Below are 3,831 nucleotides of genomic sequence, written 5' to 3'. Positions count from 1 at the left end.
GCCGCCTCGGCCAGCCGGCGGTCCATCCCGCTGATCGGGCGCAGGTCGCCGGCCAAGCCCACCTCACCGACCACCACCGTGGTCGCCGGCAGCGGCAGCCCCGCGTAGGCCGATGCCAGCGCGATGGCGACGGCCAGATCCGTGGAAGGATCGGTCAATCGCATACCGCCCACCGTGGACAGGTAGATGTCGGCGGCCCCGACCGGCAGCTTGGCGTGCTTGTCGAGCACCGCGGTGATCATGGCGGCGCGCGCGTGGTCGATGCCGCTGACCGCCCGGCGCGGCGACCCGCCGGCCGGGTTCGCCAGCAGCGCCTGCACCTCGCCGATCAACGGCCGTTTGCCGTCCAGCGCGACGGTGATCGCGGTGCCGGGCACCGGTTGGCTGCGCTGCTCCAGGAACAGCCCGGACGGGTCGGCGACCCCTTCGATGCCGCTGTCGCGCAGCAGAAAACAGCCCACCTCGTCGGTGGCCCCGAAGCGGTTCTTCACGGCCCGCACCATCCGCAGCACCGAGTTTCGGTCGCCGTCGAAATGCAGCACCACATCGACGAGGTGTTCCAGCGAACGCGGGCCGGCGATGGCACCGTCCTTGGTGACGTGACCGACCAGGATCAGCGCCACGTCGCCGGCCTTGGCGGCCGCGGTCAGCGCGGCCGTGACAGCACGCACCTGGGTGACCCCGCCGGCCACCCCATCGGTGTCGGCGGCGGCGATGGTCTGCACCGAGTCGACCACTACCAGCGTCGGCCGGACCGCCTCGATGTGGCCCAACACGGTTTGCAGGTCTGACTCGGCGGCCAGGTAGATCTCGTCGTGGCTGCAGCCGGTGCGTTCGGCACGCAACCGGATCTGCCCGCCGGACTCTTCTCCGGAGACGTACAGTGCCCGCCGCCCCGCGAGCGCCCAACGGTGGGCGACCTCGAGCAGCAGCGTGGACTTGCCCACGCCCGGGTCGCCGGCGAGCAACGTGACCGAGCCGGAGACCACCCCGCCGCCGAGCACCCGGTCGAGTTCGGCCACACCGGTCTGCTGGTGGCGCGCGCTGCCGGGCGCGATGGAGCTGATCGGGACCGCGGGCCGGGCCGGTGCGGCCGGCCGCAGACCGTTCGGCGGCGCCGTCGACTCCGCCACCGGGTCGATGCCGCCCCAACTACCGCACTCGGGGCAGCGGCCCAGCCATTTCGCGCAGGTGTTCCCGCACTCTGAACAGCGATACAGCGAACGCGCCTTGGAGGTTCTGGCCACCCGCTGACGGTATCCGCTGGGTCCGACAGCGAGCGCCGGCGACGCGGTCGGTCAGTGGTGCGAAAGTACGCCGGCCGAGATCGGCACGGCCATGCGGACCGGGCCCGCGTTTTTGAAGTCGAATGTGAAGTCGTAGGTCAGCCCGTTGGAGATCGGCTTGTCCAGCGTCACCGTGGCCGCTGCGGTGCTGGCGTTGCTGACCTCGGACAGCGCCTTGGAGGCGGGCGCCGTGGGCAGGTCCGGGCCGGCCGGGGCGCTGACCACCAGGACGCCGCCGGCGGGCACCGACCTGCCGCCGACCACCGACACCTTCCCGATCGAGCTGCTGATCCCGGTGAGCTCCTCGCCGGTGTCCGTCGACTGGTTGGTGGCGACGAACACCAGGTCGACCGTCTGGCCGGCCTCCAGCGCGTCACCGTCCTGCTCCGCCAGGATGCGCACGTCACGCAGTGCCAGATCCCCGACGGTCGCCGAGGTGCCGTTGACTGCGGGCGCCTGGTCGGCGGACTGGGAGATCTGGCCGGTACCGCAACCGGCGAGTGCCGCGGCGACGGCCAACGCGGTGACGACCCTGTTGAACCGGTTCACTTGAGGCCTCCTGCTCGGCGCGGCGGTTTGTGACTATGCACTGTAGTAGCACGCTTACAGCGGCGGTAGTTCAGGGTTGGGGCTCGCGCGAGCGGGTGCCCAGCGGCGTGATCGAGCGCCCCGAACCGGCCCATCGTGGTCCACGTCATGCATGGTTTGACCGTGCTGTCAAGCCCCCGCCCGGGGCTGCGATGCCCCTGACCTGCACCGTTGTTCGTCCCGTGTCTGAGCGACGTGTTAGGATGGGGTAGCGAAAGGGGCTCAAATCAGATGATCTTTAAGGTCGGAGACACCGTCGTATATCCACACCACGGTGCAGCGTTAATCGAGGCGATTGAAACCCGGACCATCAAAGGCGAGCAGAAGGACTATCTGGTCCTGAAGGTGGCGCAGGGCGACCTCACCGTTCGAGTTCCCGCTGAAAATGCAGAATATGTTGGCGTGCGCGACGTGGTCGGGCAGGAGGGCCTCGACAAGGTCTTCCAGGTCCTGCGCGCCCCGCACACCGAGGAGCCGACCAACTGGTCGCGTCGTTACAAGGCCAACCTGGAAAAACTCGCCTCCGGCGACGTGCACAAGGTGGCCGAAGTGGTTCGCGACCTGTGGCGTCGCGACCAGGAGCGCGGCCTGTCCGCCGGTGAGAAGCGGATGCTGGCCAAGGCGCGCCAGATCCTGGTCGGTGAACTGGCCCTGGCCGAGAACACCGACGATGCCAAGGCGGAGACCATCCTCGACGAGGTGCTGGCCGCGGCCTCCTGACCACCGGAGTATCGGTGGTAAGCACAGTTGCCGTGGTTCCGGCCGCGGGCTCGGGGGTTCGACTCGGCGCCGGGATTCCCAAGGCGTTCTTTCTGCTCGGCGGGCAGACTCTGGTCGAGCGCACCGTGGCGGTCTTGCGGGAATCCGGCGTCGTCGATCAAGTGGTGGTCGCGGTACCGCCGGACCGCACCGACGAGGCCAAACTGATCCTAGGCAGTAAAGCCATGGTCGTGGCCGGCGGCGAGAACCGCGTCGATTCGGTTCGCCTGGCGCTGGCCAGCGCCGGCGAACCCGACTTCGTATTGGTCCACGATGCCGCACGACCGTTGACTCCGGTGGCACTGGTGGTCCGGGTGGTCGAGGCGCTGCACGGCGGGCACCAGGCGGTGGTTCCCGCGCTGCCGGTGCCCGACACCATCAAGGCGGTCGACGCCAACGGGGTGGTGCTGGGAACCCCGGAGCGAGCGGGGCTGCGAGCGGTGCAGACACCGCAGGGCTTCGCCGCGGACCTGCTGTTGCGCGCCTATCAGCAGGCCGGCTCAGGCACCCAGTTCACCGATGACGCGTCGATGGTCGAGCACATCGGCGGCCAGGTCCAGATCGTCGACGGCGACCCGCTGGCCTTCAAGATCACCACCGCGTTGGACGCGGTGCTCGCCGAGGCGGTGCTGAACCGGTGAGCGGGCTGCCGCGGGTCGGGGTGGCCACCGATGTGCATCCCATCGACCCGGGGCGGCCCTGCTGGCTGCTGGGATTGCTCTTTCCCGACGCCGACGGCTGCGCCGGGCACTCCGACGGGGATGTGGCCGTACACGCGCTGTGTGACGCGCTGCTGTCGGCGGCAGGGTTGGGGGACCTGGGCACGGTGTTCGGCGTCGACGAGCCACGCTGGGCCGCGGTAACGGGGGCTGTGATGCTCGACCATGTGCGCGGGTTGCTCAGCGACAGCGGATTCACGGTCGGCAATGCCGCGGTGCAGGTCATCGGGAACCGGCCGAAGGTGGGGCCGCGCCGCGCCGAGGCGCAACAACTGCTGTCGGAGCTGCTGGGGGCACCGGTATCGGTGTCGGCGACCACCACCGACGGGCTCGGGCTGACCGGCCGCGGTGAGGGTTTGGCGGCGGTCGCTACCGCGCTGGTGGTGCCGGGCTAGTTCGCCCGGGCGGGGTCTAGCAGACGCCGAAGATGCCGCCGATGATGCCGCAGGCGATCTCGCCACCGACGTTCACGCCGGTTT

General features: G+C 69.8%; 5 protein-coding genes. 3 read left to right on the top strand and 2 right to left on the bottom strand.

The window, feature by feature from the left end; genetic code table 11:
• On the bottom strand, nucleotides 1-1,247 hold a 1,247-nt coding region (gene radA, locus DQP56_RS23130), incomplete at its 3' end, for a DNA repair protein RadA (protein WP_112689375.1).
• A gap of 51 nt (nucleotides 1,248-1,298) precedes the next feature.
• Nucleotides 1,299-1,835: a copper chaperone PCu(A)C domain-containing protein gene (locus DQP56_RS23125; protein ID WP_112689374.1), complete on the bottom strand. Its 537-nt coding sequence runs from the start codon at nucleotides 1,833-1,835 to the stop codon at nucleotides 1,299-1,301.
• 270 nt (nucleotides 1,836-2,105) lie between these two features.
• Between DQP56_RS23125 and carD the strand changes: the two genes are divergently transcribed.
• From carD to ispF, 3 genes are read left to right on the top strand one after another with little or no spacing between them, the layout of a single operon-like run.
• Entirely contained in the window at nucleotides 2,106-2,594 is a 489-nt protein-coding gene (carD, locus tag DQP56_RS23120; protein ID WP_013830798.1) for an RNA polymerase-binding transcription factor CarD, read from the top strand.
• A 14-nt stretch (nucleotides 2,595-2,608) separates the two neighbouring features.
• Nucleotides 2,609-3,274, top strand: coding sequence for a 2-C-methyl-D-erythritol 4-phosphate cytidylyltransferase (gene ispD / locus DQP56_RS23115; protein WP_112689373.1), 666 nt, complete (start codon nucleotides 2,609-2,611; stop codon nucleotides 3,272-3,274).
• Nucleotides 3,271-3,747 carry a 2-C-methyl-D-erythritol 2,4-cyclodiphosphate synthase gene (ispF, locus tag DQP56_RS23110; RefSeq protein ID WP_112689371.1) on the top strand — a complete coding sequence of 159 codons (477 nt, stop codon included), beginning with the start codon at nucleotides 3,271-3,273 and terminating at the stop codon, nucleotides 3,745-3,747. The genes ispD and ispF overlap by 4 nt, the downstream gene beginning before the upstream one ends.
• Nucleotides 3,748-3,831: the final 84 nt, after the last annotated feature.

Source organism: Mycolicibacter senuensis, assembly GCF_003284925.1.
Lineage (GTDB): Bacteria > Actinomycetota > Actinomycetes > Mycobacteriales > Mycobacteriaceae > Mycobacterium > Mycobacterium algericum_A.
Note: the sequence above shows the minus strand (reverse complement) of the source record. Positions and strands in the feature narration are given on the sequence as shown.

What these genes read in the sequence shown, in the direction of transcription:
- carD (WP_013830798.1), top strand. Translation starts at nt 2,106, where the DNA reads ATGATCTTTAAGGTCGGAGACACCGTCGTATATCCACACCACGGTGCA.